Genomic DNA, 25,753 nt, shown 5'->3' with positions numbered 1-25,753 from the left:
CCCGGCCACTACTGGCTGCCTCGAATTCGCTCTGAAACAGTCGGATGTCTCTATTCAGAAGATTTTCAAGGGAGGACTTCCGGCCATTGTTCCCAGCGAGCGGTAGCAAGATCCCCGGTCCAGTCTGTCTTCTGGGACCGGGCGGCCGGGCTGCGCTCGCGGCCCGGCCGCCCGGTGCGGGGTGTCATCCTTGGGCGGCCCCTGGTTCCTTGGTGTGGACCTTCCCGGACAGCGGGGCGGACACGTCGCGTCCGACGGTGACGCGGCCGTCAGCGTGGGTGCCGACGGCGGTTTTGTCCGCGGTCACCGTCATTTGCAGGGTGCGGTGGTCGATGCGGCCGGTGTTGGTTCCGCCGAGGTTCAGGCGAATCGGGTCGGTGACGACCAGCACGCGGCCTTCGTCGTCGACGCGGGCTCGCAGGTCGCTCCCCGCGCCGCCGGTGTCGAGGATGTGTGTCGCGACGCCGGTGAACCGAAAGCCCGCGGGTGCGACGAACCGTTGCTCTGCGTCGGTGGAGACCGGCATGCCGCTGGGTGCGGCGAAGGAGACGGTGAGCACGGCCTGGGTGCCCGCTTCGGCGTCGGGCACGAAGGTCTGCTCGGCTTTCAGGGCGGAGGCTCCCGCGGGTGTCAGCGTGAACTCGACGGGTTTCGACGTTCGGGTCTGCTGTCCGGCTGGTCCGGCGACGGTCGCGGTGAGGCGGTGCCGGCCCGGCGCCAGGTCGAGCGGGAGGGTGGTGCGCCACGAGCCGTCCGGGGAGGCCACGGCTTCGCTGGCCGGGGCGCCGTCCACGGCCACGTTCACGCGTGCGCCGGCCGCGGCGTGACCGGTCACCGCGGCGCCGGGCTGGACTGTCGTGCCCTGGGCCGGGGAGGTGACCGCAACCCCGGCTCCGGTAACCGCGCAGCCGGGCTTGCTCAGGTCGAGTTTCGACCCGGCAGTCAGGCACGCGGCGAGCCCGTTGACCTGCTGGCCGTAGCTGGCGCCCGCGCGTGAGGTGACGGTCCCGTCCGGCCCGACTTCACAAGGGTTGTTGTCGCTGCACGGTGTGGCCGCGGTCTTGGTCCCGCCGGGGGAGTTGGGAGCGACGCCGTCGTCGTTGTGGGTGTTGTTGACCCCGACGACAGTGTGGCCGTCCGGGGCCAGCAGCGGGGCACCGGAATCGCCGTGGGAGGATTTGCAGGTGTCGTACCGTACGGAATCGGCCTGCTGATAGCCGCCTTCGCGCAGCGTCGGCACGACGGCCGCGGCCGCGCAGTCGGTGCGGGCCGAGATGGTGGCGAGGGTGAGCCGGTCTCCGGCGCGCATCGGTGCAGTCGACAGGTCGAACACTTTCCCGCCCAGTGCGCTCACCTGGGCATAAGTCTTGTCCAAGCGGTAGAGCGCGACGTCGGTGCCGGTCATCGTCGCGTACACCAGCCGGTTCGCCCGGGCGGGCGCCACAGGGTAGCCCTGGCGGTCGGAGATGACCAGGGAACGGTCGGCGGGGCGGTCGACCAGCGCCGCGCCGGGCGCGGGCAGCTGCTCGCGCCGGTATTCGTCAAGTCCCCGCTGTCCGTCCTTCTCGAAGATGCGCTTTCCCTCCGCGGCCGGAGGGGAGGTCGGCACGCAGTGGCCGTTCGTCAGCAGCAGCGCCGGGTCTTCTGCCCGCCCTCCGGGCGCGCGCACCACCGAGCCGTTGCAGCCGGCCAGGTTGATCGCGCCTTCCCTGTTCGGGGCGGGCGGGTCCGGCGGCACGTCCGTGCCGTTGACGATGCCCTTGATCCACGCCAGATGCGGGAACGTGTCGGTGTAGAACGACGCGCGGTCGGCGTTGCCGCTGCTGACCGTCCCGGCCACTGCCCACTGGCCGCCCTGGCGGACGAGCAGCGGGCCGCCGGAGTCCATGTCCGAGGGCCGGACGCTCCCGTCGGGACTGCCGACGCACAGCTTCCCGTCGCCCGGCCGAAGGTCCGGCGCGTCGCACGCCGAACCGGGCTGCACGGTCGTGTCCGCTTCGCGCAGGCGGCTCGGGTAGCACTGCGGCACCCGGTCGTCGCCGCCGGCGCAGGTGGATCCCCATCCGGCGATGCGCACGGGCGTGCCGACCGCCGGCTCCGCGGCGGCCAGCGGCGCCGGCTCCGCCCGCACCGCACTCGCCAGATGCAGCAACGCCACGTCTTTGTACGGCTCGCTGGGCAGGCCACGCGTGTAGTACTTGTCGACCGCGGCCAGCTCGCCTCCGGTATTGGTGTCCAGCGACCCGACGCGGACCTTCCAGCCCTGCGGCGAGCCCGCCAGCACGTCCTCCGGAGCACCGCCGTTGAACAGGCAATGAGCGGCGGTCAGCACCCATTGCGGCGCCACGAGCGCCGCCGTGCACTTGTGCAGGGAATCCGTCCGGCGCTCTTTGCCGCTCGGCATCAGCAGCTGAAACGACGTGAGAAACGAGTACGGACGCGCGGATTCGGAGCCGCCGACAATAGCCGACGCCGGTGCGGCGCCGCACAACGCCGCGGCACCCGCCACAGCCATCGCCGCCGCTCCCAGGGCAACATATCGAATGCCAATTCTCATGACTCCGATCTAGCCCGGCCCCTGTCATGCCGGTCTCATCACCGCGTAACAGGTCTGCTACAGGATCGATCGCCCCGCTGGGAGTCACGTGTCCATTCCCGTTTTCCCGTTCCGCGCAGGAGAATGTCGCAGGCGGGAGCACGCACGCACGGACGTGTTCCCGCCTGTGCTGGCGCGCTTTTGGTACAAGATTATGTTTCTGTGGTCTGATCATCAGCGCGCTCGCACGGAATCAGGACATCGTCGGCGCTTCTTGCCGGGCCAGGCAATGCCTGTCCGGCTGCGCTGATCATGCAGTTCCTGCTGCGCGCTCAGATCCGCGGCCGAGCCGAGAAGATCCCCACTGTGAGGCGCGCCCGCGCGACCCGCTCCGGGCTCGTGCGGGCGCGCGCGGCGTCGAGCCGCGGCCCGGTCGCCCGGTTGACCGCGGGTGCTTGTTCGCCGTCGTAGCTGGAGGAACTCGACCGGGAACACCGCTCCCGCCCGCGCGACCGCCAGCACCATCCCGCGCGTCGGGCGCATTGCCTGCGGCGGAGCCGGTTCTCCTGCCCCGAAGGCGATCCCGCCGACGGCCGCGCCGGCCCCGGCGATGCGGCGGAACGGCCGGCGTGACCGCAGCGAGGTCGAGGGCGCGGCCGTCGCGCGAGAGTGGTGCGGAGTGGCCGGGCTCGGCGAGCTGTTGCGCGCGTGGTTCGTCGTCTGCCATGTCGTCCTCTCCGGGATAAGGCCGGTCTCAGGCGGTCTTCGGGCCGGGCGGGGGCGGCGTGTAGCTGTGCATGCGATACGCGGTCGGGAGCGGGCCGGTGACTGTTTCCGGTGTCAGGGCGAACCCGAGGTGCCGCGAAAGGATCACCGCCATCGCGATCACGCTGTCGCCGATCGGCGCGCGCGAAGGGAAGTCGATGAGACCGGCGTCGAACATCTCGTCGTCGAACATCTGGGGCCGGGTCCCGGCGCGGGAGTCGTAGGGAGCGCCGCACCCGAACGCGAAGACGAACTCCCCGTGCGACAGGTACTGGACCTCCGCCGGATCGAACTCGTTCCCGGCAAACATGACGACGTCGGTGTCCTGTGCCAGGCAACCGGCGATGCCGTCGAGGTGGGCTTTCTGCTGACGGTATTCCACGGCGACTGTCCACTCGCCGGACTCGGCGACGCGAAGCCATTGCGGGCCGATGTCGAATCCGGCTGTCTGCAGCAGCGGGTCGGTCAATGCCTGTTGCGCGGTCATCGTCGTCGCCGAGGCGGGGTCGATGTCGAATTTGCGGAAGACGTCGTCGACGCTCATGTGCCGCACGAAGGTCAGAGCGCCGCCGCCGAGGACGACGCCTGTGGGGGAGGCCAGCCACGCCCAGTTCGGATCAGACCGGTAGCGCTCATCGACGGGCGACTTCTCGTTCATCGCAGTTCCTTCGCGTGGACAGGTTTCGAGGAAGTGAATATGGGCCGACCGCAACCCCGAAGGAATCTTTGTCCACCTAGCTGTTGGTCTGGACCAGCATGCTGAGCGGGCCTCAGACGCTGAAGCGCAGTTTCGCAGGTATGCGCGGGCGTACGCAGAGTTCACTGCCGGTCGGCGAACCCGGCTCGGCGACCTCTTTCCAGTCGGCGGGCAGGTCGTTGACCGGGTTCGGGGCCTGGACCGCCGTCAATTGAGCGCACTCGCTTCCGTCGGAGATGCTGCTGTCGGGATGAGCGGTGTTCTCGTAGCTCGCGAAGAGCGGATACTCGTCGCACGAATCACGTGTCCCGAACGGTGCCAGCTTGACCTTCATGTCCTCGTCCGGCCTGAAGGAATTGCACATCTTAGCCCGCATTCCTACGTTCTTCGCGGGCGACCGAGTAGTGGGCCGGCGGCACGCCGAGCGGCAGTCGGATCCTGATCTCGCGAATTTCCACGCGCTCGACGTTGCCGGTGGCCGAACGCCGGCACCAGCTTTCCGAACGGGCGTGGCGTGCGGGTTGGCAAGCGGGTCGGCGCGAAGCTGTTTCGGGCCGGAGCGCGGCGTGCGGGCCCGGCGGTGTGGCAGTTCATCGCGTCGCTGGCCCGGCACGGGCACCCGAACGGCTTGCCGGACTGCCCGCGGGATGAAGGTGTGGGCCGTCAGGAGGCAATGAGGACGGGAGCGGTCGCGCCGCGGTTCCAGGTGATGATGCCGTGCTGGAAGCGCTGGGTCCAGCCGGTGCTGGTGGGTTGTTCGTCGGTTGTGGGGAAGCCGAAGCGGCCTTGTTCCCAACCGTTCTGCCGCCAGGGTTGCCGGATCGAGCCCTGCACGAACTGGATCGACGGCACCGCCCGGCCAACGGCGAAGGCAGCCGCGACGACTTCAGAGACTGGGTCTCGGGCCACAAGGAACCGACACGCGATGGTCACTCCCGCACGGTGTTAAAGGGTGCGACGCCCCTCAGTGCCGCTGCGCTCTGGGCGGCATTGTCCTCGGTGGAATGAGGTCGTTCGTCGCGCACTCATTGCGCTGCCGGTCAGGCAAGGGCACGAGGGCACAACCTGAAGCAGGGCTGTACGGGTCTGCCGAACGTCAGGGCCTCGTAGAGCGAGGAGGCTCAGGTGCTGGGGCGTCAGTGCCCGACACGCACGAGAAGCTGTGTCTTTTCGGGAACGGCTCCAGAAAGACGTCGCGAGGCCAGCGGCGGGGACGCATGCCGGCGAAGCGGCGTCGGACAGCGGCGATCCCTGGCCGTCGGCGATCCCCGGCCGTCGGCCCGCCCGGCGGTCGTCAGCGGGTTGTCGGGATGCCGTTTCCGCTTCGTGGGCTGTCGGCACCTGCATGCGCCGCTCTCGGCACCAGCTGATCCGCCGTGGCGAATGTCGGTGGTGCGCGGTGCATGTGTTCTTGGGTCGGTTGCTTAGACTTAGCCGGTGAGGCGGGCTGGGGACTCCGGACAGGTTGTCGGGCAACGGTATTTGCTGGTGGAGCGGTCCACCGCGAGCGGGCTGGGGCCGGTGTGGCGCGGCTGGGACAAGAAGCTCGACGCCGAGGTCGACCTGATCGCCGTCACGTCCGATCCGGACACGCTGCCGGAAGCGGACTACGCGCACCTGCGGGGGGTCGAGGAAACCGCGCGGGCGGCGACCGGACTGCCTGCGCACCCGGGGATCGTCGCGGTGCGGGACCTGGTGATCGAGGGCGACGTGCGGTGGATCGTGGTGGCGCCGGCGCGGGAGCGGACGCTTGACGAGCACGTACGCGAGCACGGGCCGATCAGCTCCGCGCGCGCCGAGGAAATCGCTCGCGTGCTGCTGGCGGTTCTTGTGGCCGTCCACGACGCCGGGCTGGCGCACAACGAGATCCGTCCGCACAAGGTGCTGCTCGGTGAAGACGGCGCGGTGCGGCTGGTCGGCGTCGGCGTCCGGACCGGAAACGGGCCGGACAGCAAGGGATTCACCACGCCGCATTCGCACAGCGGCCCGCCGAAGGCCACCTACGACCTGTATTCCGTCGGGGCGACGCTCTATTGGGCGGTGACGGGCGAGCTGTACAACGCGTACGCGACGAAGTGGGTCGCGCCCGACGTGAGCCCGCTGCTGGCGGAGCTGTTGCGACGGCTGCTCGACTGGTCGTCGCGGCCGTCTGCGGCCGGGGCGCTGGCGTTTCTGGACGCAGGTGCAGCGGCGTGGGATGCCGAGCGGACGCTTCGGCGACGGCTCCGGAAATGGCTGTCGACCCCGACCAAAAACCAGCCGCGCGAGTGGGCCGACGCACCCATGCGCGCCTGGGGCAAGGCGACCGGAGCCGTGGTGCTGGCCGGAATAGTGGTGCTGGCCGTGCTCGCGGTCGTCGGGCTCGCGCAGGATCGTGCGCGGTTCCCGGCCGGGTTGGACTGGTTCTGCGCGGGCGGTGCTCTGCTGGTCGGCTTCTTCGTTGCGCAGGTGGTCTCGGAATTGCGGGGCGGCCCGGTGACGCCGGTGGGGTGGGCCGGGCAAGCGCTCAGTTTCGTCGCCGGCGTGGGGCTGGGGGTGCTCGCCTACGTCGAGTCCGGGCCGTGGATCGCGGCGGCCGGCCTGCCAGTCGACTGGGTGGCGGGGGTGTGGTCGGTCATCGTCATCGCGCTGGTGCTGGGCGTTCTGGCACTGCTGGACAAAGCGATCGAATAGCGAGAAGCGGCGGGCGACAAACTGTCTCCCGCAGGTCGCCACAGCTGTCCGGAGCTATGTTTCCCCGCGCGCTCTGGCGTGTGCGGCCGTCAGCTGCGAGGCCCGCGCCCTTCGCCTCGTCCCGGTGACGACCTGCGCGGTGCTTGCCGGCAGCAGTTGCCTTTTCGTGCGGCCGGATCGCTTCCATTCGCGGAGGACGCGACGTCGGTAGTTGTGCGTGCCGGCGGCCTGTCCTGTTCAGCCCGCACGGAGAACGACCCAGACGACCTGCTCGACGTCGTGGGTCCGCCTTCGTTGCTCCGCGGTCAACGCGCGTTCGCTGTCGAGGCCGCTCGAGCCCGCCGGTACTGCCACCGAGACAGTCCCGGTCTCGCAACCGTCGAAGGACGCCTCGGCCTCGTCAGGGGCCGCTGTCCCGGCAGACTGCTGTTTCAATGCCCGGTTCAGCAACTCCACCGCATAAAACAACGCCGCCGGCGGACACGCCGCGACTACCACCTGCAGCGGTGCTCGCGCCAGGACCGCCCCGACGTTCGCCAGCAGCGACAGCCCCGATGCCGAACACAAACGCCGCCGAACGGCGACTGGGGCAGCGAGTCCGCCACCGAGACCTCGTGCGGCGCTATCAGCACACGACAGGCCGGGCCGTCTCTGCCGGGGATGTCCTCGCCGCACTCATCGCCCCCTGATTTCCGTCCTCATCGGACGGTTCCCGCGCGCGGCTCGGCAACCAGCGGAGCCTCATAAGCCCCGCCAACGTGGTTCGACACCACGGCGCGCGACGACGGTCGGCGGCACGGCTTGCCGGGTTCGGCTCCCGGGCAGGTCTCCGACGCTCCGTTGCGCGGGAAAATACGTAAGGGTTGAACTGCACTGAACCATTACCGCACGATGGCGGCCATGGAAGAAAACCGTTGCCCTCGCTGTGGCTGGCCCCTGGCCGAACTGCCCGCCTCCGCCGTCGTTCCCGCGTCGGCAGGCAGCCGGGCCGACTACGTGCGTTGTGTGTGCGGCAGCTGGATCGCGCGGCTCGGCGGGGTCGTCGTCGGGTCTAGTCGTCGTCGGGTCTACCCGGCCGCGCTGATCACCAGTGTTCGGGGCGGGCCAGCCGCGGCGGCAGGGTGGTTGCCGCGTCGCCTCGGGCGGCGTTGACCTGGGACTGGGTAAGGAAAATGCTGTCGGTGAAGTCGGCGCCGCGGACGTCGGCGTCGCGCAGATCCGCTCCGATCAGGTCGGCGCGGCGCAGGTCCGCGCCCTGGAGGTTGGCTGCGATCAGGTACGCGCCGCGGAGGTTCGTGCTGCGAAGGTCCGCTCCGGCCAGTTTCGCTCCGATCAGGTCGGCGCCGCGGCGGTCTTTCTTGCGCCCGGCTCCGGCTCGGACCAGTTCGCTGGTGCGCACCAGGAGCGGGTTGACCTGGGCCCGGCGGGCGTGGACGTCGACGGCGAGCACGGCGTCCGCGTCTGCGGCAGTGAGGTGTTCGAGGTCGGCGATCTCCGCGTCCAGGTCGGCGTGGATCTCGCGCGTGACGGCCAGCGACCGCGCCTCGGTGAGATACCAGAGCAGTTCGTGCAGGTGCCGCATCACCGGAAGCGCGGCGAACATCCGCTCGCGGGTTTCCGGGGCCTCGCGCCAGCTCCGGCCGCCGAAGGTCACCTGCGACACCTGCTGTCCGGCGCCGAAGCAGTCGTAACCGGTGCAGCCCGCGAAACCCTTGGGGCGCAACCGGTCGTGGATGCCGCAGCGGTAGTCGTGCTGCAGGTTCGGGCACGGGTCGCCGGCTCGTTTGTCGATGGCGAAATCAGCCGATTTGGTGAAGGTGAGCGCCACGCAGCAGAGTGCGAAACAACTCGTGCAGTCGGCGGTCAGGGCGCGGCGGTCGGGCAAGGTCTCTCCAGCTGGGTCGGGCGAACCTGTCCAGCGTAGTGGCAGCTCGACCGCGCGCGACGCGTAGTCAGGATCTTTCTTGATCGGACGATCCAGAATGACTTAGGATGCGGTCATGGTCCGCACGCGAGAGTTCGACACCGAGGCCGCCGTGAGCCGGGCGATGGAGCTGTTCTGGTCGCGCGGCTACGAGGCGACGTCCGTGCGCGACCTGACTCAGCACCTGGGGATCGGGCAGGGCTCGCTGTATGCCGCGTTCGGCGGCAAGGACGGCCTGTACCGAGCCGCGCTCGAGCACTACCGAGCGACGCTCGCGGCAACCGCCTTGGCGGGCCTGAAAAAAGGCGCCGCCGCCCGTTCCGCGATCCGGACGCTCCTGGTCGAGCGGATCCGGATCGCCGCGGCCGACGACGGCCGAGGTTGCCTGGCGGTCAACGCCGTCTGCGAACGTCTGCCGGGGGACACCGCGACACGCCGCACGGTGCGGGACATGCAGGACGCCAGCCAGGAAGCGATCGCCGAGGTGCTGCGCGTCGCGGCGGAACGCGGCGAGATCGCAGCGCGGCACGACCCGCCCGCGCTGGCCGCCTTCCTGGTCACGTTCCTCAATGGACTGCTGGTCACCGCCAAGATCACGCCGGACGCCCGCGCCCTCGAACTCCTCGTGGAGGTAGCTCTGTCCGTCCTCGACTGAGTTTTGCCGCCTTCAATCTGGATCGATCGATCAAGAAAGGGAACGATGTTCGACCACGACAACACTCCGGTCCGTACCGGCCGCGCCGCGGTCAACGGAACGAGCCTGCACTACCGCACCGCCGGATCCGGCCCCGCCGTGGTGCTGCTGCACGGCGTGCCGAAGACCGGTTACCACTGGCGGTATCTCGTCCCGAAGCTCACGCCGCACTACACGGTCGTCGTCCCGGACCTGCGCGGTCTGGGCGATTCCGCCCGCCCCGCGGACGGATACGACTCCGCGACGATGAGCGAGGACGTCGCCGAGCTGATGGCCACCCTCGGCCACGAGACCTACGCCGTCGTGGGCGAGGACTGGGGAGCGGTGATCGGCTACCAGCTTGCCGCCCGGCACCGCGACCGCGTGACGTCGCTCGTTTTCGCCGAGGCGTTGTTCCCCGGGTTCGGCTTCGAGGACCACACCGCGCTCACCGCCGAGAACGTCGCCAGCGGCATGCACCTGTGGCACCTGGGTTTCTACTTCCAGCCCGACGTCCCCGAAATGCTCATCGCCGGCCACGAACGCGAGCTGATCACGTACATGATCAAGTTCGAGCGCAGTCGTCCGGACAGCGCCACGCCGGACGCGATCGAAGAGTACGTGCGCTGCTATTCCATGCCCGGCGGCATCCGCGCGATGCTCGCTATCTACCGGGCGATGCTCGTCGACGCCGAACAGAATCGGCAAGCGGCACAACGGAAACTCGACCTTCCCGTCCTCGCGCTCGGCGGGTCGGCGTTCATCGGCGAACGCGCCGAATCCCAGATGCGGATCGTCGCGCACGACGTCACGGGCCTCGTTTTCGACGCCGGGCACGACCTCGCCGAGGAAGTCCCCGACGAGATGGCCGACGCGCTCCTGCCGTTTCTCGCCAAGCACCAGCAGCGCGCATGATTTCCTGTCCTCGGCCCCACGGGGAAGGAGGATCCTGATGACGACCCGGGACAAAGCGGTGCGCTGGAACGCGGACGAGGTCGCGGTGGACGCTGCATGAAGCCTGTCGTTCGTCTTCTCGGCGAGGACGCGCAGGTGCGCGCCGTCGGACGCGAGGCCGTGCAGGCGCTCCAGCGCAGCGCGGGAGCATCCGACCTGTTCGCCGAGGCGCGCGACCTGCACCGGCGCCGTCGGCAGCAGCTCGCCGCGCGTGCTGCACGGGCGGTTACCCCGGCGGACCACGCGACCGGGTCCGCCCGCGCCTGGCGCGTGATCTGGTCGACGCTGGTCGTCGCGGGCCTTCTCGGCACCCTGGTGCTGGCCGTCGAGTTCGGGCCCGCCGATCGCAAGAACGCGTTCAGCGAACCGCGGGAAAGTGCCGCGATCGCGCTGGTCGCTGGCTTGGCGGCGGGACTGTTCCTGGTCGTCGTGGCGCTGATGCCCGTGCCCGATGCGCGCAGCGGGGCCGTCGGAGGGCTGGGAGCGGTGCTCATCGCGCTGATCACAGCTGGGATCCTCGTCTACCGCCTCGTGGTCGGCGCCTCCGACCGCCGGGGCTTCACCGGCGAGGACCTGCGCTGGTGGAGTCCGATGGCGGCGGTGGTCGTGCTGCTGCTGATCGTCGTGGCCGTGCGCTGCGACCTCGCACGACGACGCGGTCGCCCGGCACCGGTGGCTCGCTCCTCGGCAACGCGCTCGGACGCCGTGCTGCGCGAACTCCGCCGCACGGCCGAGCGGCTCGCCGCGACGAAGCTCACCGTCGAGGTGCAGCAGGACTGGCAGAAGCGGCTCGAACGGCTCGCCGAAAAGGGCTGGCCAGAGGCGACGATCGCCCAGGCCAAGGCGATGACACCGGCGGCCTGGCTGGCCTGGCTGAGCTACGACGGCGAGATCGAAATCCGTTCAGTACTGCCACGGGGCTGACCTCTCGACCAAGCTGGTTCAACTCAACGGAAACTGCCTCGCCTCGGGGTCGCGCGGAGCGAGGCAGCTTCCGCGGAGCCGAAGCTGGTCCGAGCCGCAGACAGCGGCTTGTCGCAGGTCAGGGGAGCGGATGGTCGATCTGCTCGCGCAGGATGTCGCCGTGTCCCGCGTGCCGGGCGAATTCCTGGATCATCGCGAGCAGCGTCCAGCGCATGCTGACGGTTCCCTCGCCGGGAAACTCCTTGGTGTCGTCGAGGTCGAAGCGCGCCGCAATCTCCCGTGACCGCTGGCTGGCGCGTTCGTACTCGGCGATCACGTCGGCAACGGTTTCGTCGTCGGTCACGGTGAAGGTGCCGACGTCGCGCCTTGAGTATCCGTCGCATTCGGACTCGTCGAGCCCCGCCCAGAACCGTTGGAACCAAATCCGTTCCGCGGCCGCGGCGTGCTTGACCACGGAAATCGGCGTCGAGAGCGACGCGACGAGCCGTCGGCGGGCGTCGGCCTCGGACAGGCCGCGGAGGGTCTCGACCAGCGCTTCGCGGTTGCGGTCGAGCGTGTTCTCGAGCAGTGCTCGTTCGGTTCCGTTCGTGAGGCGTTCGGTGGGCACGGTTTCACTCCGTTCTTCGGGCAGGACTGGGAACGGCCGGACGAGGCCGTTATTCACAGCGGGGAAGTGCGCCTGGGCGGGCCGAGAAAGGCACCGCAGGCGAAGACGGTCAGCCGATAAGATCCGGCGACTGCGGGTATTCAACCACAACCCCGTCGGACTCGGCTGCGTCACCAGGCTGCTCCGCTTTCTCTTCCTCGCGAAGCCGGTGCAACTCGTCCAGTTCAGCCTGCAGCGCGTCGACGCGAGCGCGCAGTTCTCCCAGCTCAGCGTGCAGCGGAGCCAGAGTTTCGGCGTACGCCTTGGTCGCCTGGCTCAACTGGGCCGCAGACTCCGCGATCCGCTGATCGGCCGCCGCCTGGACACCCCGCACCCTTTCGTCCGCCTGCGCCGCCTGCTCGCGCAGTCGCTGCTCTTGCTCCCGCGTCCGGTTCTCGTGCTCGGCGGTCAGTGAGGCCCGGAGTTGCTGCTGTGCTTCCGCCGCGTCGCGACGGGCCTGTTCCAGATCGTCGACCGCCGTCGCGCGCAACGCGGAGATCTCCCGCTGCAACGCCGTGACCCGGTCGTGCGCGGCCGCCGCCTGCTCCAGCGCACGCTGCCGGTTGTTCTCCGCCTCATCGCGGACGGCCAATGCGGTTTCCTGCGCTTTCCTTGCCGCCGCTGCGTTTGCGAGCGCAGTGTCACGCTCGGCCCGGTCCACTTCGGACTGTTTCTTGGCGGCTGCCTCTGCCTCGCGCGCCTCTTCCGCAGCGGCAACCGCCTGCGCGCGCTCCGCGTTCGCCACCCGCGCCTGTTCCACCGCCTCGTCGCGGGCAGCCTCGGCCTCTTCCCGTGCCTTGAGCGCAGCCGCGGTCTGGTCGGTGACGTGCGTGCGCAGCGCGGTCAGCTCCGCGTGCAAGGGGTCCAACGCCGACAGCGCCGAGCCGAGCTGCGCGTCGAGGGCCTGGGTGTCGAGCTGGGTCATCGGCTGGTCGGGGCCGTAGACGGTCACCCAGATCTCGCGCTGCTCGTCCAGCATCGCGCACGTGATGACCTTCGCGCCCCACCGGCCGTACCGCTCCGGGTCGGCGGGGCAGTAGGGCGTCGGCCGCCCGCCTTGCCGGGGGATGGGCGGCAGCGGCTGGCCGCAGTACGCACACCCTGCCTCGTCCCCGGCGGCCAACGCACGCACGGTCGCCTCCCGGCGTTCCTCCCGGCTTCCGCGCCGGATCGGCGGCCCCACCGTCTCCATCAGTGCCCCTTTCCGCAGGTGAGCCACACTCTACAGTTAGAGTTTCGATATTTAAAACTGAGGTATCAGATCTAAAACAGAAACTGTCGGAGAGCGTTGCTGCAGCACGACTATATGGATAACTGAGATTATTCATATAGTCAGGCGGCAGGCGGGCATACGTCGTGCAGGAATCGCATCGGAGGCGGCTCTAGCCCGGCGCGGAAGCCGTCAGCAGCAGATCCCGCAGCGCGAGCGCGACTTCCGACGGATGCTCGGGCAGCAGCACGACCTGGTCGGCGGTCGTCGAAGGACCGGTCAGCGGAATGATCCGCAGCCCGGGCGGCTGGTGGTCCAGTGCCGACTCGACGGTGATCCCGATGCCCGTTCCGGCGGCGACGTGAGCGGCGATCGCCTGGACGCTGTCGGCGGTCCGGATGATCCGCAGGTCCGCGCCGCTGATCTGGAACGCGGACAGGAGCCGGTCGCAGAGGCCGCTGTTGATCTGGTGCGGCCAGGTCAACAGGGCGGTCGAGGACAGTTCGGCCGCGCTCAGTTCCGCGTGCCCGGCGAGGGGATGCGCGGCGGGCACCAGGGCGACGAACCGTTCGGCGGACAGCACTCGCGCCCGCACGCCGTTGATCCCGCCGGTCGCCCAGCCGATGCCGAGCCCGACGGTTTCCGCGCGCAGGGCGGCGAGCTGGGCGGTGGTCGGCATCGGTTCCGGCACGATCGTGACGTCCGGGAATCGCTCCCGCAGCTGCGGCAGGCAACGCAGCAGCACCTGGTGGGCGGTGTATTCGGCGTGGGCGACGACGAGCGTCGCAAGCGCGCGGCCGCCGCCGGCCAGAGCGCGGCCGCGTTGCTGGAAGCGGCGCAGCTGGGCGAGGGTGGCGTGTGCGTCCGGCAGGAGCGCTTCGCCGAGATCGGTCAGCGAGACGCGGCGGCTGGTGCGGTGGAACAGCTTGCCGCCCAAGGTTTTCTCGAGGCGGCGGACGGCGTCGCTGACCGTCGGCTGTCCGCGGTGCAGCCGGTCGGCGGCGCGGCCGAAATGCAGTTCCTCCGCGACCGTGACGAACGCTTCCAGCTCGATCCTGTCCACCGGACCAGGCTAGCCCGATCGATCGGCGGCACCGATCGCTGGATGCGGGAGAACGGCGTTGATAGGGCCCGGCGACCGGGATGAGATGGGGAGCAAGCAGGGGATTTCCCCACGACCGGAAGAAGTTTTCGCATGACAGCCACTGCCGTTGACGGCATCCCCGAGGCCACGGTGACCGTGGTCGTCCATTCGGTGCACGGGCACACCCGCCTGCTGGCCGAGCAGGTCGCCGAAGGCGCGCGGCGGGTGCCGGGCGCGCGGGTGCATCTCGTCGACATCCGGGCCGAGGACGTCACCGCGGGCCGCTGGCACGACAGCGAGGTCATGGCGCTGCTGGACCGTTCCGACGCGATCGTCCTCGGCTGCCCGACGCTGATGGGCAGCGTGTCCGCGGTGTTCAAGGCGTTCATGGAGGCCGCGTTCACGCCGTTCACGGCGCAGGCGTGGAAGGACAAACTGGCCGGCGGGTTCACCATGTCCGCGTCGCAGAGCGGGGACAAGCTGGCGGTGCTGCAGCAGCTGTCGGTGTTCGCGGCGCAGTTGGGCATGCAGTGGGTCGGCGTGGGCGACATGCCGGGCAACAACTGGAGCGGCGGGACCCGCGACGACGTCAACCGGCTCGGCTCGTGGCTGGGGCTGATGAGCCAGAGCCACGCCGACCTCGGCCCGGACGACGCCGGATCGCTCGGCGACCGCGTCACCGCTCAGCGGTACGGCGAGCGGATCGCCCGGCTGACGCAGCGGTGGGTCAACGGCGTGCCGTACGAGACCGGCCGGATGACCGAGCACGAAGCCCGCGCGCTGTCCGCCTCGCTGCGGGAGTCGGTGGCCTGACGCGGTTCGCGGTCCGTGACGACACCCGGACCGCGAACCCCGAGCGCCCTACGTGCCGGCGACGAATTCGGCGATCAGCCCGTGCGGCGCGTCGGGCCCGAACATCTGCTCTTGCAGGTGCGCGCCCTCAGCGGCGGTTTTCGCCGCGCGCGGGAACATTGCCTGTTCGTACTGGGCGAGCGCGGCCTCCACGTCGTCCGGATGCGCGGCGAGAGCGAGACCGAGTTCGGCGCCGTCGAGCATGGCCAGGTTCGCGCCTTCCCCGTTCGGCGGGGCGAGGTGCGCGGCGTCGCCGATCAGGGTCACGCCGGGCACCCGAGCCCACTCGTGCCCGACCGGCAAGCCGTAGTGCGGCCGGAAGACCGGCGGGGTGTCGCTTTCGGTGATCAGCGCGGTCAACGCCGTCGACCAGCCGTCGTACTCCGCCGCGATCCGGGCGGTGGCGGCGGCCGGATCGGCGAAATCGACGCGGTCGAACCACTCCAGCGACCGGGTCAGCCCGACGTAGGCGTGCAGGGTTCCGTTCCGCTCGCGGTGCGCGGTGATGCCGTGGTTCGGCGCGAGCGCCAGCAGCATCCCGCCGCCGACCGCTTCGGCGGTGGCGGGGAACCGGCGGTCGGAATCGTGGAGGAAGGTCTCGACGGACGCCGCGCCGGTGTACTCCGGCGTCGCCGAGGACAGCAGCGGCCGGACTTTCGACCAGGCTCCGTCCACGCCGACCAGCAGGGCGGTGGTGACCGTGCTCCCGTCGGCGAAGGCGACCTCGTAACCCCGCGCCGAGGCCCGCACGCCGCTGACCTTGCGTCCCCAGTGGACAGTGCCCTCCGGCAGCGAGTCGATCAGCAGCTGCCGCAGCTCGCCGCGGTGGACTTCGGGGCGGCCGCCGGTGCCGTCGTCGGGTTGTTTGAACAGGACTGTCCCGTCCCGGGCCAGCAGCCGGATTTCTTGTCTGCCTTCCAGGATCAGGTCGCGGAATTCGGCGGTCAGGCCGGCGGCTTCGACGGCGAGCTGGCCGTTGTAGTCGTGGATGTCGAGCAGGCCGCCCTGGGCGCGCGAGGCCGGGGAAGGCTCGGCCTCGTAGACGGCGGCGGGGATGCCGTGGACGCGCAGGACGCGGGCGAGCGTGAGGCCGCCGAGCCCGGCGCCGACGATCGTGACAGGGGTGTTCATGACGAAGCTCCTTCGCGGATCGAGTTCTGGTATGTCGTTCCATGGTGGAACGGCGCTCCAGATGTGTCAAGATGGGCGCATGGCTACGGGGACGCGCCGGGCACAGCGGCGCACGGAGGCACTGTCTCGGGAGCGCATCGTCGAGGCGGCGGTGGAACTGCTGGACGCGGCCGGCGAGAGCGGCCTGACGTTCCGGGTGCTCACCGAGCGGCTCGCGACCGGGCCCGGGGCGATCTACTGGCACGTCGCGAACAAGGGCGAACTGCTGGTCGCCGCGACCGACGCGGTGGTGGCCGACGCGCTGGCGGCGGAACCGGCCGGCTCGCCGCGGGAGGAAGTGCACGCGGTCGCCCTCGGGCTGTTCTCCGCGATCGACGCGCATCCGTGGCTTGCCGCGCAACTGCTGCTCCAGCTGTCCCGCAGCCCGGGCGGACCGGTGACACCGCGGATTCTCGAAAGCCTCGGCCGCCGGGTCCGCGCGCTGGGCGTGCCCGAGGAGCACTGGTTCACCGCGACGTCGGTGCTGATGCACTACGTACTGGGCGCGGCCGGGCAGAACGCGGCGAACAGCCGGGTCGCCGAACCGGACGCGGACCGCGCCGAATTCCTTGCCGCCACCGCGGAAGCGTGGGCGGAACTCGATCCGCGGGAGTACGAGACGACCCGGCTGATGGCGAGCCAGATGCGCGAGCACGACGACCGCGAGCAGTTCCTCGCCGGGATCGATCTCGTCCTCGCCGGGGTAGCCGCGCTGTATCCGGGCGGGCGCGCATGACCCTCGCGCTCACCGATGCCGGGGGAGCGGGCAAGGACGCGCGGGAGCGGTTCGGGGAATTCCTGCGCGTGTACGCTTCGATCAACACCCGCGTCGCCTACGCGACCGACCTCGGCATCCCGCTCGACTGGGTGCCCGGCTACCAGCCGCCCGATCCGAACCGTCGTCGCGGCCGCGCGCGGCGGACCGACCCGGACGCGCTCGCGTGGCTGCCGTGGTGCCTGCGCAACGGGTTCACCTCGTTCGCCGACGTCCGGGTCGAGCACGTCGAGCAGTGGCTGGACGAGCTGGCGCGGGCCGGGTACCGCGACGCGACGCGCGGCCGGATGCTGTCGGCAGTCTCCGCGTTCTACCGCAAGTACCTGCTGCGGGAAGGCTTGGCCGGACACAATCCCGCGGCGCTCGTGGACCGGCGCGCGCAGCATCTCAACCGGCCGTCCGGCGTCCCGTCGCAGACCGCCCGCTGGTCGTTCGACGCGTGCCGGGCGCTGCTCCTCGCGGCGTGGCTGCTGGTCGAGCACAGCCGCAACGGCCTGCGCGACCGGGCGATGGTCGAGATCCTGATCGGCACCGGCGTCCGCGCGGAGGAACTCGTCGGCGTCGATCTGGGCGATTACCGGCGGCCGACCGCGGGCGGTTTCGGCGTGCTTCGCGTGCACGGCAAGGGGTCCAAGGACCGCGAGGTCGCGCTGGCCGCGCCGGTGGCGGACGCGCTCGACGCCTACCTCGCCGGCCGGGTCACGCCGCAGGTCCCGGCGCTGCGCGGACAGGTCGGGGCGAGCCGGGCGGAGCCGTTGTTCGTCACGAGCACCGGCGCGCGCGTGCACGTTTCGCACGTGACGGCGTTGCTGCGCAGATTGTGCGCCACGTTCTGCCAGCCGCCCAAGACCGCGCGGTTGCGGGAGGTGCTCGACACCGCCGAGGCCCGGTTCGTCGCGACGCACCTGCAGCCGTTGTGCGACACCATCCATCCGCATTCGGCGCGCCACTCCTACGCGACGCACGCGATCGAGCGAGGGGTCCCGCCGCGCCAGGTGCAGCGGGATCTCGGGCACGCCGCGTTGTCGACTACCGAGGGGTATCTCCACGACGAGAACGCCGTCCGGGATTCGGCCGCGCACGAACTGGCCCCGGCATTGCATCGGGGCTGGCTCAGCTGACCTTGGCGGCCTGTCCCCGGTGGAGATCGCGGACCCATTCCCAGCCGGGCTTGGCCGAGGTGCCGATCCGCGGGTCGTCGGGCTCGCGGCCGTCGCGCAGGGCCCGCACGTAGGCGCGGTCGAGGTCGATTCGCGCGCGCACCTGATCGGCTCCGGCGACGGACCCGTGTCCGGGCACGACGACGTCGGATTGGTCCGCCACGGCTTCCAGCCGCCGCAGACCGGTGAGGTAGTCCTCGATCGGATCGGCGGCGCGGCCGAGCATTGGGACCAGGACGTCGGAAAGCATGTCCCCTGCGACGAGGACCCTGCGTTCCTCGACCAGCAGCGCCGCGTGGCCCGGGGCGTGTGCCGAATGCTCGATGATCCGGGTGCGCGGACCGTCCCAGGGGACGTGCGTGGTTCCGGCGGGCAGGCCGGTGATGTTTCCGAACAGGTCCAGCGGCACGTCGTCGGCGAGTTCCGGCGGCAAGCCCTCGGCGACGCGGGTTTTCCAGTCCTCGTCGGACAGCAGGTCCCGCAGGGAGGCCGCGCACCGGGCGGTGCCGTAGCGGGGGACGTCGCCGAATTCCGGGTGCCAGAGCACGTGATCCCAATGCGGATGCGTCGCGAAACCCGCCGCGACCGGCTGGCCGAGTTCGCGCAGATCGTCGGCGAGGCAGGCCAGTTCGGCGGTGGCGAGCCCGGGATCGACAAGCAGCACTCCGGTTCGGCCCCGCACGACGACCGCGTTGGTCTCGAGCACCTCGCTCTGGTGCACCAGCACGCCTTCCGCAGCCCGTCTCAGCATGGCGCCCCTTCCGTTCGGCCGAGACGCTATCCCCGAGTGATAGCGAAGTGCAAGCAGTAGCTGGTGCCGCGGCAGCGGTCAGGTCTCGATGAACGGCTCCGTGCACAACGTGCAGGTGATCGGCCCCAGCTCCAGGATCGACCTCGCCGCGCGGATCCGGCGCGGGGGTTCGCAGCGGCAGATCGCCGCGACGTAATTCGGTCCGCCGCGGTGCGCGCCGCGGCCGTCGACCGGGGCGAGCACCACCGGCGGAGCGAGCGGTTCGGCCACCTCGTCCGGTGTATCGGGATCGTCCGGCGGGGCGGCGACGGCGCGTCGCGCGACCTCCTGTTCGGTGTGCCGCCACACGGTCAGCGCGGCTTCGAGCCGGGAGAGTTCTCCTTGGTATGCCTCGAGAGTCGCGGGGAGTGCGGTGGTCGAGGACCAGCCGATCCGGTCCGCCTGTTCGGCGCGCAGGCCGAGTTCGGCGGCGAGCGCGGCGAAGCGTTTGTTGTGGTAGCGGCCGTCGCTCACGTCGACGATGTCGCGCGTGGCGGCGAGTCCGTGCGCGGCCTCGTGAAGCGTGGTGGAGAGGATCTCGGCCGCACTGCGCCGCAGGCCTTCCGCGCCGAGGAAGAACTCGGCGCGCGGTTCGACGCCGTCGCCGACATGCCAGCGGGACCGCGCGAAGTGGCCGTGGATCTCGGTGGTGGTGCCCATCGTTCCCGACGCCAGCACGAGGATCGCTTCGGGGACGTCCGCGTGCCGCCGGCGGATTTCGGCCCAGAGCTGTTCCATCGCGTGCATGACGCGGGTCGTCGGCCCCAGAGCGGCGGTGTCCATGCGCCTATTTTGCCGCTTAAGCGGTAACTAGCCGAGGGAGAGCCCGGAGAGCACTCGTTCGAGGCCGGCCGCGAAGACGGCGTCGCCGTCCGGGTGCACGGCGTCGCGGGCGGTGCGGAGGAGGGTGGGGTAGCGGCCGGTGTCGAACATCCGCTTCAGGTACGGCGCGGAGGCGCGGTGCCAGCCTTCCTCGTCGAGCCCGGTGTCGCTGATGAGCCGCCGTTCGCGGATCTCGCTGCGCACCGCGCCGGTCACGAAGGAGTGCACGGTGAACACCGTGATCATGGCGTCCTCGATCGGGCCCGGACCGGCCGCGGCGGCCAGCGACGCCTCCAGGTACGCGAGCGCGTTCGGGCCGATCCCGGGCCGTCCGCCGATCAGGTCCGCGAACCATTCGTGCCGCTGCACGGCGGCACGGCAGCCGTGGGCGAGCGCGCGGAGGGCGGCGACGCCTTCGGTGTCCGGGCCCGGCAGCGGGATTTCGCCGTAGACGGCATCGGTCATGAGGTCGAGCAGTTCTTCTTTGGTGTCGAGGTAGCCGTACAGCCGCATCGGCCCGGCCCCGAGCGCGGCCGCGACTTTGCGCAGTGACACCGCTTCCAGCCCGCCTTCGTCCGCGAGCGCGCAAGCGGTCTCGACGATGCGGGCGCGGCTCAACGGCGTCGGCGTCGCGCGCGCCGGCGGTTCGGGCCGTTCCCACACCAGTTCGTCCATGCTCGCTCCTTTTTCGGGTGACAGTACCGGGGCGGTTCCGATACGGTGTATTTCGTCAATACAGTGTATCGAGGGGATGTCATCATGCGAATCGTCATTGCCGGGGGCGGGCTCGGCGGGCTCACCTGTGCGCGGGTGCTGCACGCGCACGGCATCGACGCCGTGGTCTGCGAACGCGACGCCAGCCGGGAGGCGCGGGTGCAGGGCGGCACGCTCGACCTGACGGTGGACGGCGGCCAGTGGGCGCTGCGCGAGGCCGGGCTGGAAGCCGGTTACCGCGCGATCGCCCGTCCGGAGGGCCAGGACATGGTCCTCTACAACTCCGCGGGAACCCTGCTGCGGCGGGAAGTCGCCCCGGACGAGGGCGACCAGCGCTGGAGCCGTCCCGAGGCGGACCGGCCCGCGCTGCGGAAGCTGCTGCTGGACGCGCTGCCGGAGGAGACTGTCCACTGGGGACACACCGTCGCCGGGGCGGAGCCGCTGGGGGACGGACGGCGCCGGGTTCGCCTGTCCGACGGCGAAACCCTGGACTGCGACCTCCTGATCGGCGCGGACGGCGCCCGGTCGCGGATCCGGCCGCTGCTCACCGACGCGGAACCGGCGTACTGCGGCGTGCACGGGATGGAGCTGGTCATCCACGACGCGGACCGGGCGCACCCGGAGGCTTCGGCTTTGGTCGGGCGGGGCGGGTTTTCCTCGATCGGCGACCAGAAGGTGCTTTCCGCGCAGCGCAACGGAGACGGCACGATCCGGGTCCACCTGGCGCTGCGGTGCGCCGAGGACTGGCCGGTGACGTCGGGGATTCCGTTCGACGACCCGGATCGCGCCCGTGCCGCGCTGAAGAAGCTGTACGCCGGGTGGCCGGAGGAGTTCCTGGGCCTCGTGGATGCGACGTCCGGGCCGATGCTGGTGTATCCGCTGAACGCGCTGCCGGTCGGTTTGCGGTGGGACCACAGGCCGGGCGTGACGCTGATCGGGGACGCGGCACATCTGATGTCGCCGTTCGCCGGACAGGGCGCGAACCTCGCGATGCGCGACGGCGCCGAGCTTGCCCTGACGCTCGCGCAGGGCGGCGACGTGCGGAAGTTCGAGCAGGCGATGTTCGAACGCGCGGAACCGGCGGCGCGGATGTCGGCGGACAACCTGGAGCTGTTCCTGTCCGACGGCGCGGCGGAGAAGGTGCGGCGCCTGTTCGCGAAGATGTCCGGGGAAGAGAGTTAACTCTTCGGCCGAGAAAGCCGTGACCGGGTACCGGAACGGCAGCAGCCGGAGGCTCAGGCGGGTTCGCGCAGGCGGTAGTGCTGCGGACTGCGTCCGTACTCCCGTTTGAACGCGGCGCTCAGCGTGAACGGGCTGCGGTAGCCGACCTGCCGGGCGATGGCGGTGAGCGTCGCGTCGGGGTGCTGGCGCAGGAGATCGGCGGCGAGGGCGAGCCGCCAGGTGGCGAGGTAGGTCATCGGCGGCTCGCCGACCGCGTCGGTGAACCGCCGCGCGAGCGCGGCGCGGGACACTCCGGTCGCGCTCGCGAGGCTGGCGACGGTCCACGGGTGTTCGGGCTGGTCCTGCAGCAGGCGCAGGGCTTGCCCGGCCACCGGGTCGCCGTGTGCGCGGTACCAGGCGGGAGCGGCGGGACGGTCGAGCCATTCCCGCAGGACGCGGACGAGCAGCAGGTCCAGCACCCGGTCGAGGACGGCTTCCTGCCCGGGAACATCGCGCGCGATTTCGTCGGCGAGCATGGCCACGAGCGGATTCGGGGCGGTCCCGGCGCGCGCGGCGACGACATTCGGCACGGCGGCGAGCAAGCGCCGCGAAACCTCGCCGACGGTCGGGTAAGTGCCGGTGAGCAGCACCGTCGGCCCGTCGGCGTCGGCGCCCCAGGTGCGGACGCCGAACTCGGTCAGATCGGTGAGATGCCCGCCGTCCGGCGTGACGCACTCCTGCCCCGGGCGGATCACCGCCTGCGGCGGAGTCCCGGGATCGTCGGCGACGAGGTACGGCTCGGGTCCCCGCACGACCGCCACGTCGCCCGTGTCCAGCCGGACGGCTTCGGCGTTGTCGGGAACCAGCCAGGCGTCGCCGCGGACCACGGCGAGCACGGTCAGCGGCGCTTCGTCCTCGATCCGCAACGACCACGGCGGGCGCAGCACCGACCGGAGCAGGAACGCGCCGTGCGCACGGGGTCCTTCGAGCAACGCGGTGAGCGGGTCCACCTGGCCGAGACTAGCGCCGCGGCAAGGGAAAGCGCGGTCTCCTTGCCGGATCCTCCCGAGCTATGACCCGGTGGCGCGTCAGCGTTCCGTTCCGCAGTGCCCTTCGCGTGCCGTCGCGCGGTGCGGGCAGCAGTCAGACGGCGAGCATCGCCTCGGCGATCTTCTCGACGGCGGCGTCCGGGATCGCGCTGGCTGCGTCGTCCAGCACGACCAGCCGCGCGCCGGGGATGTCGCGGGCTAGGGCTTCTCCGTTGCCCACCGGGAAGAACGCGTCCTGTCGGCCGTGCAGCACCACCGTCGGGATCGCGAGTTCGGGCAGGCGTTCGCGCCACCGCGGCGTGCAGTCGAGTTTGGAGAACACCATGCCCAGGTGATTGGCCAGCTGCACGGCCGGCTCCGTGCTGGCCGCGCGGTCGAAGACGCGCGCCGCGACGGTGCGGGCGGCGTCCGGGTCGTTGCCGAGAATCGCGGCGCTGGCGGCGATCCGTTCGGCGACGGCGGCCCGGTCCGACCAGTCCGGCATCGGCAGTGCGAAGACGTCGCGCATGGCCTTCGCGTCGTGGTCGGGCAGGTCCGGGTCGACGGGGCCGGGCGCGACGGGACGGGTTCCGTACAGGGTCAGGGCCGAGAACGCGGCCGGGTGGTCGAGGGCCGCGACCTGGGCGACCATTCCGCTGACTCCGATCCCGGCGAGGTGCGCGGGCCGGTCGTCGAGTTCGCGGGCGAGGGCGGCCGCGTCGGCGGCGAGGTCGCGCAGGGTGTAGGCCGGGTGGTCCGGGTCGAGCGTGGTCGAGGTGCCGGCGTCGCGGAGGTCGTAGCGCACGACGTGCCGTCCGCCGCGGGCGAGCGCTTCGCACAGGGCGTCGGGCCAGGACAGCATCGTGGGTGCGCCGGCGAGCAGGACCAGCGGTGCGGCCGGGTCGCCGAAATGCTCGGCGCCGAGAGTGACGCCGGTGGGGAGCGGGTGCTGCATGGAGGTCTCCTGTCGAGACGATGACGCATGCTTCCGAGTGGATAAGCGATGGATCGTCTCGCGGTCCGCGGGTTGACTGGGGTGCGTTGGGGGATCAGACGGAAGGCAAGGCGATGGTGATCGTGTCCAAGGCGGTTCTCGTGGCGGCGGTGCTCGCGGCGGGTCTGCTCGCGGGGTTGTTCTACGCGTACACGGTTTCGGTGATGCCGGGCCTGGCCCATGCCGACGACCACACGTTCGTGACCGCGATGCGCCGGATCAACGACGCCATCCTCAACGGCTGGTTCATGCTGTCGTTCCTGGGCGCGCCGCTGCTCGCGATCGCCGCCGTGGTCCTGCACTTCACGAGCGGCGCGCGAGGCGGGCTGCCGTGGCTCGTCGCCGGGGCCGCGCTTTTGATGGCGACGGTGGTCGTGACCGGCGCGGCCAACGTGCCGATGAACAACGCCCTCGCCGCGGACACGGTCGATTTCGCCGCGCTGCGGGCTCAGTTCGAACAGCCGTGGGTGCGGTGGAACCTGGTGCGGACGGTGTTGTCCGCCGCCGGATTCGGATGTCTCGTCGGCGCCGTGGTGACCCGGGGCACGTGACCCCGGGACTACCAGCGGTTCAGTCGGCGAGCCGGAAGCAGAGGTCGGTGTCCCAGTTGTTCGCGTCCGGCTCCACGCGCGGGTCGGTGCGGTAGATCTCCAGCCGCGCCGCCCAGTGCTCGCCGTCGGCCTCGACGGTGCGGTCCCAGCGGACGTCCTCCTTCTCGCCCCAGGCGAGCAGGTCGGCGGTGGCGGCTTGGAGGCCGCTCGGCGCGCCGTGGTGGGTGGCCTGGGCGTATTTCCCGGCGGGCAGGACGCCGCTGACGTACTCGTCGCCGAGGTCGACCGGGTCCTTGACCGGGACTCCGGCCTCGACGGTGACGGTCTCCATGTCCGTGCCGAGCACCAGGTAGCGGAAGAACGGCGCGCAGGCGGGTTCGAGGCCGCGTTCGGCGAGTTTGCCGATGATCGCGGCGATCTGGTGCGCGACGTTCGCCATGCCGTCGAATCCGACGGTCGCGCGGTAGCCGACGTAGCGCTGTTCGTTCCTGTCCACAATGGAGGGCAAGGGAGTTCCTTTCCGGTTCGGGTCGCGGGAGTCAGCCGAGCATCGGGCGGACTTCGATGGTGCCGTAGCTCGCGGCCGGATGCCGGGAGGCGTGTTCGACGGCTTCGTCGAGGTTCGCGCATTCGAGCACGGCGTAGCCGCCGATCTGGTCCTTGGTCTCGGCGAACGGCCCGTCGGTGAGCAGGACGTCGCCGTCGCGCACGCGCACCGTGGTGGCCGTCGCGGGCGGGTGCAGGCCTCCGCCGCCGACGAGGACGCCGCGTGCCTGCAGGTCCTCGGACCAGCCGCCGCAGCCGACCGCGAGCTGCTCCGGCGTCGGTTCCTCGGACCCGGCGATCATCAGCAGATAGCGCATCAGTTCTCCTCGTTGAGGGTTTCGGCGAGGCGGGCGGCGAACGCCTCGGGTCGGGCGGCGAAGCCCGCGTGGTCGCCCGGGAACCGGACCGGCTCGCCGCCGAGCGCGCGGGCCAGCCCGACGCCGGCCTCGTACGCCGGGGTTCCGACGGCGTCGCCCACCGCGACGACGATCCGGGTATCCGCGGCCGACAGCGCTTCGAGATCGGGTTCCCAGGCTCCGATGGCGCCCATCAGCTTGCCGAAGAAGACCTCGAAGTTGCCGCGCATCCGCTTGCCCTGTTCGATTTCCTCGGCGCTCGGGTGCTCGGGCGGGGGCGGGATCTCGAATCCGCTGGCGGCCATGAACGCCCCGACCGCCGCGTCGACGCCCTGCTCCCGGTAGATCGCCGGGATGTCCGGGAAATCGGCCAGCAGGTCGCCGAGATAGCGGCTGACCGGCGGTTCGTGCGCGACGAGTGTCCGCACCGCGCCCGGGTACCGCGTGGTGTGTTCGAGCATGGTGATCGCGCCGCCGCTGCTGGCCAGCACCGAAACCGGTCCCGCGTCCAGCTCGGCGAGCAGCCGCTGGACGTCCTCGGCGTGCTGGCCGACCAGGTCGTCGTCGAGATCGGTGGTCCAGCTGCGGGAGATGCCGCGCGGGTCGAAGGTGACGACGGTGTAGCGGTCGGCGAGGCACGGGCGCAGCGCGGCGAACCCGGTGGCGTCGGCGGGTCCGCCGGGCACCAGGAGCAGCAGCGGGCCGGAGCCCGCGACGTCGTAGTGGATCTCCGCGCCGGGCGCGCGGA

Annotated in this window: 26 protein-coding genes and 1 pseudogene; 9 read left to right on the top strand and 18 right to left on the bottom strand. The window is 70.8% G+C overall.

The window, feature by feature from the left end; translation table 11 throughout:
- Positions 1 to 184: 184 nt before the first annotated feature.
- The 4 genes from CU254_RS19250 to CU254_RS44175 form a co-directional block, all read right to left on the bottom strand.
- Entirely contained in the window at positions 185 to 2,515 is a 2,331-nt protein-coding gene (locus tag CU254_RS19250) for a trypsin-like serine protease (RefSeq protein WP_063631956.1), read from the bottom strand.
- Positions 2,516 to 3,290: 775 nt separating this feature from the next.
- Positions 3,291 to 3,959, bottom strand: coding sequence for a DUF6461 domain-containing protein (locus tag CU254_RS19245; protein WP_009078546.1), 669 nt, complete (start codon positions 3,957 to 3,959; stop codon positions 3,291 to 3,293).
- A gap of 112 nt (positions 3,960 to 4,071) precedes the next feature.
- Complete coding sequence (locus tag CU254_RS19240) at positions 4,072 to 4,332, bottom strand: hypothetical protein (RefSeq protein ID WP_158688048.1); 261 nt, start codon at positions 4,330 to 4,332, stop codon at positions 4,072 to 4,074.
- 329 nt (positions 4,333 to 4,661) lie between these two features.
- A complete protein-coding gene (locus tag CU254_RS44175; RefSeq protein ID WP_199785932.1) occupies positions 4,662 to 4,931 on the bottom strand; it encodes an LGFP repeat-containing protein in 270 nt (89 codons plus the stop codon).
- A gap of 504 nt (positions 4,932 to 5,435) precedes the next feature.
- On the opposite strand from CU254_RS44175, the gene CU254_RS19230 reads away from it, so the two are divergent.
- Positions 5,436 to 6,671, top strand: coding sequence for a hypothetical protein (locus CU254_RS19230; protein WP_009078538.1), 1,236 nt, complete (start codon positions 5,436 to 5,438; stop codon positions 6,669 to 6,671).
- 237 nt (positions 6,672 to 6,908) lie between these two features.
- On the opposite strand, the gene CU254_RS19225 is transcribed toward CU254_RS19230, so the two are convergent.
- Both CU254_RS19225 and CU254_RS19215 read right to left on the bottom strand, forming a co-directional pair.
- A complete protein-coding gene (locus CU254_RS19225; RefSeq protein WP_158688047.1) occupies positions 6,909 to 7,127 on the bottom strand; it encodes a hypothetical protein in 219 nt (72 codons plus the stop codon).
- 628 nt (positions 7,128 to 7,755) lie between these two features.
- The gene (locus tag CU254_RS19215; protein WP_037714167.1) at positions 7,756 to 8,556 is read right to left on the bottom strand and encodes a pentapeptide repeat-containing protein; all 801 of its coding nucleotides are present in this window, start codon (positions 8,554 to 8,556) and stop codon (positions 7,756 to 7,758) included.
- Between the two features lie 115 nt (positions 8,557 to 8,671).
- Between CU254_RS19215 and CU254_RS19210 the strand changes: the two genes are divergently transcribed.
- The 3 genes from CU254_RS19210 to CU254_RS19200 all read left to right on the top strand — a co-directional run bounded on the left by CU254_RS19210 (position 8,672) and on the right by CU254_RS19200 (position 11,146).
- A complete protein-coding gene (locus CU254_RS19210) occupies positions 8,672 to 9,250 on the top strand; it encodes a TetR/AcrR family transcriptional regulator (RefSeq protein WP_009078534.1) in 579 nt (192 codons plus the stop codon).
- A gap of 45 nt (positions 9,251 to 9,295) precedes the next feature.
- Complete coding sequence (locus CU254_RS19205; RefSeq protein ID WP_009078532.1) at positions 9,296 to 10,183, top strand: alpha/beta fold hydrolase; 888 nt, start codon at positions 9,296 to 9,298, stop codon at positions 10,181 to 10,183.
- Positions 10,184 to 10,279: 96 nt separating this feature from the next.
- A complete protein-coding gene (locus CU254_RS19200; protein ID WP_009078530.1) occupies positions 10,280 to 11,146 on the top strand; it encodes a hypothetical protein in 867 nt (288 codons plus the stop codon).
- 118 nt (positions 11,147 to 11,264) lie between these two features.
- On the opposite strand, the gene CU254_RS19195 is transcribed toward CU254_RS19200, so the two are convergent.
- From CU254_RS19195 to CU254_RS44170, 3 genes are all read right to left on the bottom strand, one after another.
- The gene (locus CU254_RS19195; protein ID WP_037714164.1) at positions 11,265 to 11,753 is read right to left on the bottom strand and encodes a DinB family protein; all 489 of its coding nucleotides are present in this window, start codon (positions 11,751 to 11,753) and stop codon (positions 11,265 to 11,267) included.
- A 109-nt stretch (positions 11,754 to 11,862) separates the two neighbouring features.
- Positions 11,863 to 12,984, bottom strand: a complete 1,122-nt coding sequence (locus CU254_RS19190) for a hypothetical protein (protein ID WP_199785931.1) — start codon at positions 12,982 to 12,984, stop codon at positions 11,863 to 11,865.
- A 190-nt stretch (positions 12,985 to 13,174) separates the two neighbouring features.
- Positions 13,175 to 14,065, bottom strand: a complete 891-nt coding sequence (locus tag CU254_RS44170; protein ID WP_009078525.1) for a LysR family transcriptional regulator — start codon at positions 14,063 to 14,065, stop codon at positions 13,175 to 13,177.
- A 132-nt stretch (positions 14,066 to 14,197) separates the two neighbouring features.
- Here CU254_RS44170 and CU254_RS19180 point away from each other — a divergent pair, with 132 nt between their 5' ends.
- A complete protein-coding gene (locus CU254_RS19180; protein ID WP_009078524.1) occupies positions 14,198 to 14,899 on the top strand; it encodes a flavodoxin family protein in 702 nt (233 codons plus the stop codon).
- Between the two features lie 48 nt (positions 14,900 to 14,947).
- Here the strand turns inward: CU254_RS19180 and CU254_RS19175 are convergent, their stop codons facing one another.
- On the bottom strand, positions 14,948 to 16,069 hold the full coding sequence (locus tag CU254_RS19175; protein ID WP_009078521.1) for an NAD(P)/FAD-dependent oxidoreductase: 1,122 nt from the start codon (positions 16,067 to 16,069) through the stop codon (positions 14,948 to 14,950).
- A 79-nt stretch (positions 16,070 to 16,148) separates the two neighbouring features.
- Here CU254_RS19175 and CU254_RS19170 point away from each other — a divergent pair, with 79 nt between their 5' ends.
- Together CU254_RS19170 and CU254_RS19165 are read left to right on the top strand one after the other, a co-directional pair.
- Entirely contained in the window at positions 16,149 to 16,844 is a 696-nt protein-coding gene (locus tag CU254_RS19170) for a TetR/AcrR family transcriptional regulator (RefSeq protein ID WP_037714162.1), read from the top strand.
- Positions 16,841 to 18,004, top strand: coding sequence for a tyrosine-type recombinase/integrase (locus tag CU254_RS19165; protein WP_009078517.1), 1,164 nt, complete (start codon positions 16,841 to 16,843; stop codon positions 18,002 to 18,004). Before CU254_RS19170 ends, CU254_RS19165 begins: the two co-directional genes overlap by 4 nt.
- On the opposite strand, the gene CU254_RS19160 is transcribed toward CU254_RS19165, so the two are convergent.
- The 3 genes from CU254_RS19160 to CU254_RS19150 all read right to left on the bottom strand — a co-directional run bounded on the left by CU254_RS19160 (position 17,997) and on the right by CU254_RS19150 (position 20,330).
- Entirely contained in the window at positions 17,997 to 18,794 is a 798-nt protein-coding gene (locus tag CU254_RS19160) for an MBL fold metallo-hydrolase (protein WP_009078515.1), read from the bottom strand. The genes CU254_RS19165 and CU254_RS19160 overlap by 8 nt on opposite strands.
- A gap of 78 nt (positions 18,795 to 18,872) precedes the next feature.
- Entirely contained in the window at positions 18,873 to 19,616 is a 744-nt protein-coding gene (locus tag CU254_RS19155; protein ID WP_009078512.1) for a hypothetical protein, read from the bottom strand.
- A 27-nt stretch (positions 19,617 to 19,643) separates the two neighbouring features.
- On the bottom strand, positions 19,644 to 20,330 hold the full coding sequence (locus CU254_RS19150; protein ID WP_009078510.1) for a TetR/AcrR family transcriptional regulator: 687 nt from the start codon (positions 20,328 to 20,330) through the stop codon (positions 19,644 to 19,646).
- An 84-nt stretch (positions 20,331 to 20,414) separates the two neighbouring features.
- Between CU254_RS19150 and CU254_RS19145 the strand changes: the two genes are divergently transcribed.
- A complete protein-coding gene (locus CU254_RS19145) occupies positions 20,415 to 21,551 on the top strand; it encodes an NAD(P)/FAD-dependent oxidoreductase (protein WP_037714160.1) in 1,137 nt (378 codons plus the stop codon).
- Between the two features lie 53 nt (positions 21,552 to 21,604).
- Here the strand turns inward: CU254_RS19145 and CU254_RS19140 are convergent, their stop codons facing one another.
- Both CU254_RS19140 and CU254_RS19135 read right to left on the bottom strand, forming a co-directional pair.
- Complete coding sequence (locus tag CU254_RS19140) at positions 21,605 to 22,540, bottom strand: AraC family transcriptional regulator (RefSeq protein ID WP_009078507.1); 936 nt, start codon at positions 22,538 to 22,540, stop codon at positions 21,605 to 21,607.
- A gap of 133 nt (positions 22,541 to 22,673) precedes the next feature.
- Positions 22,674 to 23,513, bottom strand: a complete 840-nt coding sequence (locus CU254_RS19135) for an alpha/beta fold hydrolase (RefSeq protein WP_009078505.1) — start codon at positions 23,511 to 23,513, stop codon at positions 22,674 to 22,676.
- A gap of 113 nt (positions 23,514 to 23,626) precedes the next feature.
- On the opposite strand from CU254_RS19135, the gene CU254_RS19130 reads away from it, so the two are divergent.
- The gene (locus CU254_RS19130) at positions 23,627 to 24,103 is read left to right on the top strand and encodes a DUF1772 domain-containing protein (RefSeq protein ID WP_063631954.1); all 477 of its coding nucleotides are present in this window, start codon (positions 23,627 to 23,629) and stop codon (positions 24,101 to 24,103) included.
- 19 nt (positions 24,104 to 24,122) lie between these two features.
- On the opposite strand, the gene CU254_RS19125 is transcribed toward CU254_RS19130, so the two are convergent.
- The 3 genes and pseudogenes from CU254_RS19125 to CU254_RS19115 form a co-directional block, all read right to left on the bottom strand.
- A complete protein-coding gene (locus CU254_RS19125; RefSeq protein ID WP_037714159.1) occupies positions 24,123 to 24,611 on the bottom strand; it encodes a GyrI-like domain-containing protein in 489 nt (162 codons plus the stop codon).
- 31 nt (positions 24,612 to 24,642) lie between these two features.
- On the bottom strand, positions 24,643 to 24,966 hold the full coding sequence (locus CU254_RS19120) for a YciI family protein (RefSeq protein WP_009078497.1): 324 nt from the start codon (positions 24,964 to 24,966) through the stop codon (positions 24,643 to 24,645).
- Positions 24,966 to 25,694: pseudogene (locus CU254_RS19115) on the bottom strand (alpha/beta fold hydrolase); the annotation flags it as partial. The gene CU254_RS19120 and the pseudogene CU254_RS19115, both read right to left, overlap by 1 nt.
- Positions 25,695 to 25,753: the final 59 nt, after the last annotated feature.

Origin of the sequence: Amycolatopsis sp. AA4 (assembly GCF_002796545.1) — a bacterium.
Classification (GTDB): domain Bacteria; phylum Actinomycetota; class Actinomycetes; order Mycobacteriales; family Pseudonocardiaceae; genus Amycolatopsis.
This window is presented reverse-complemented; position numbering and strand designations above follow the sequence as displayed.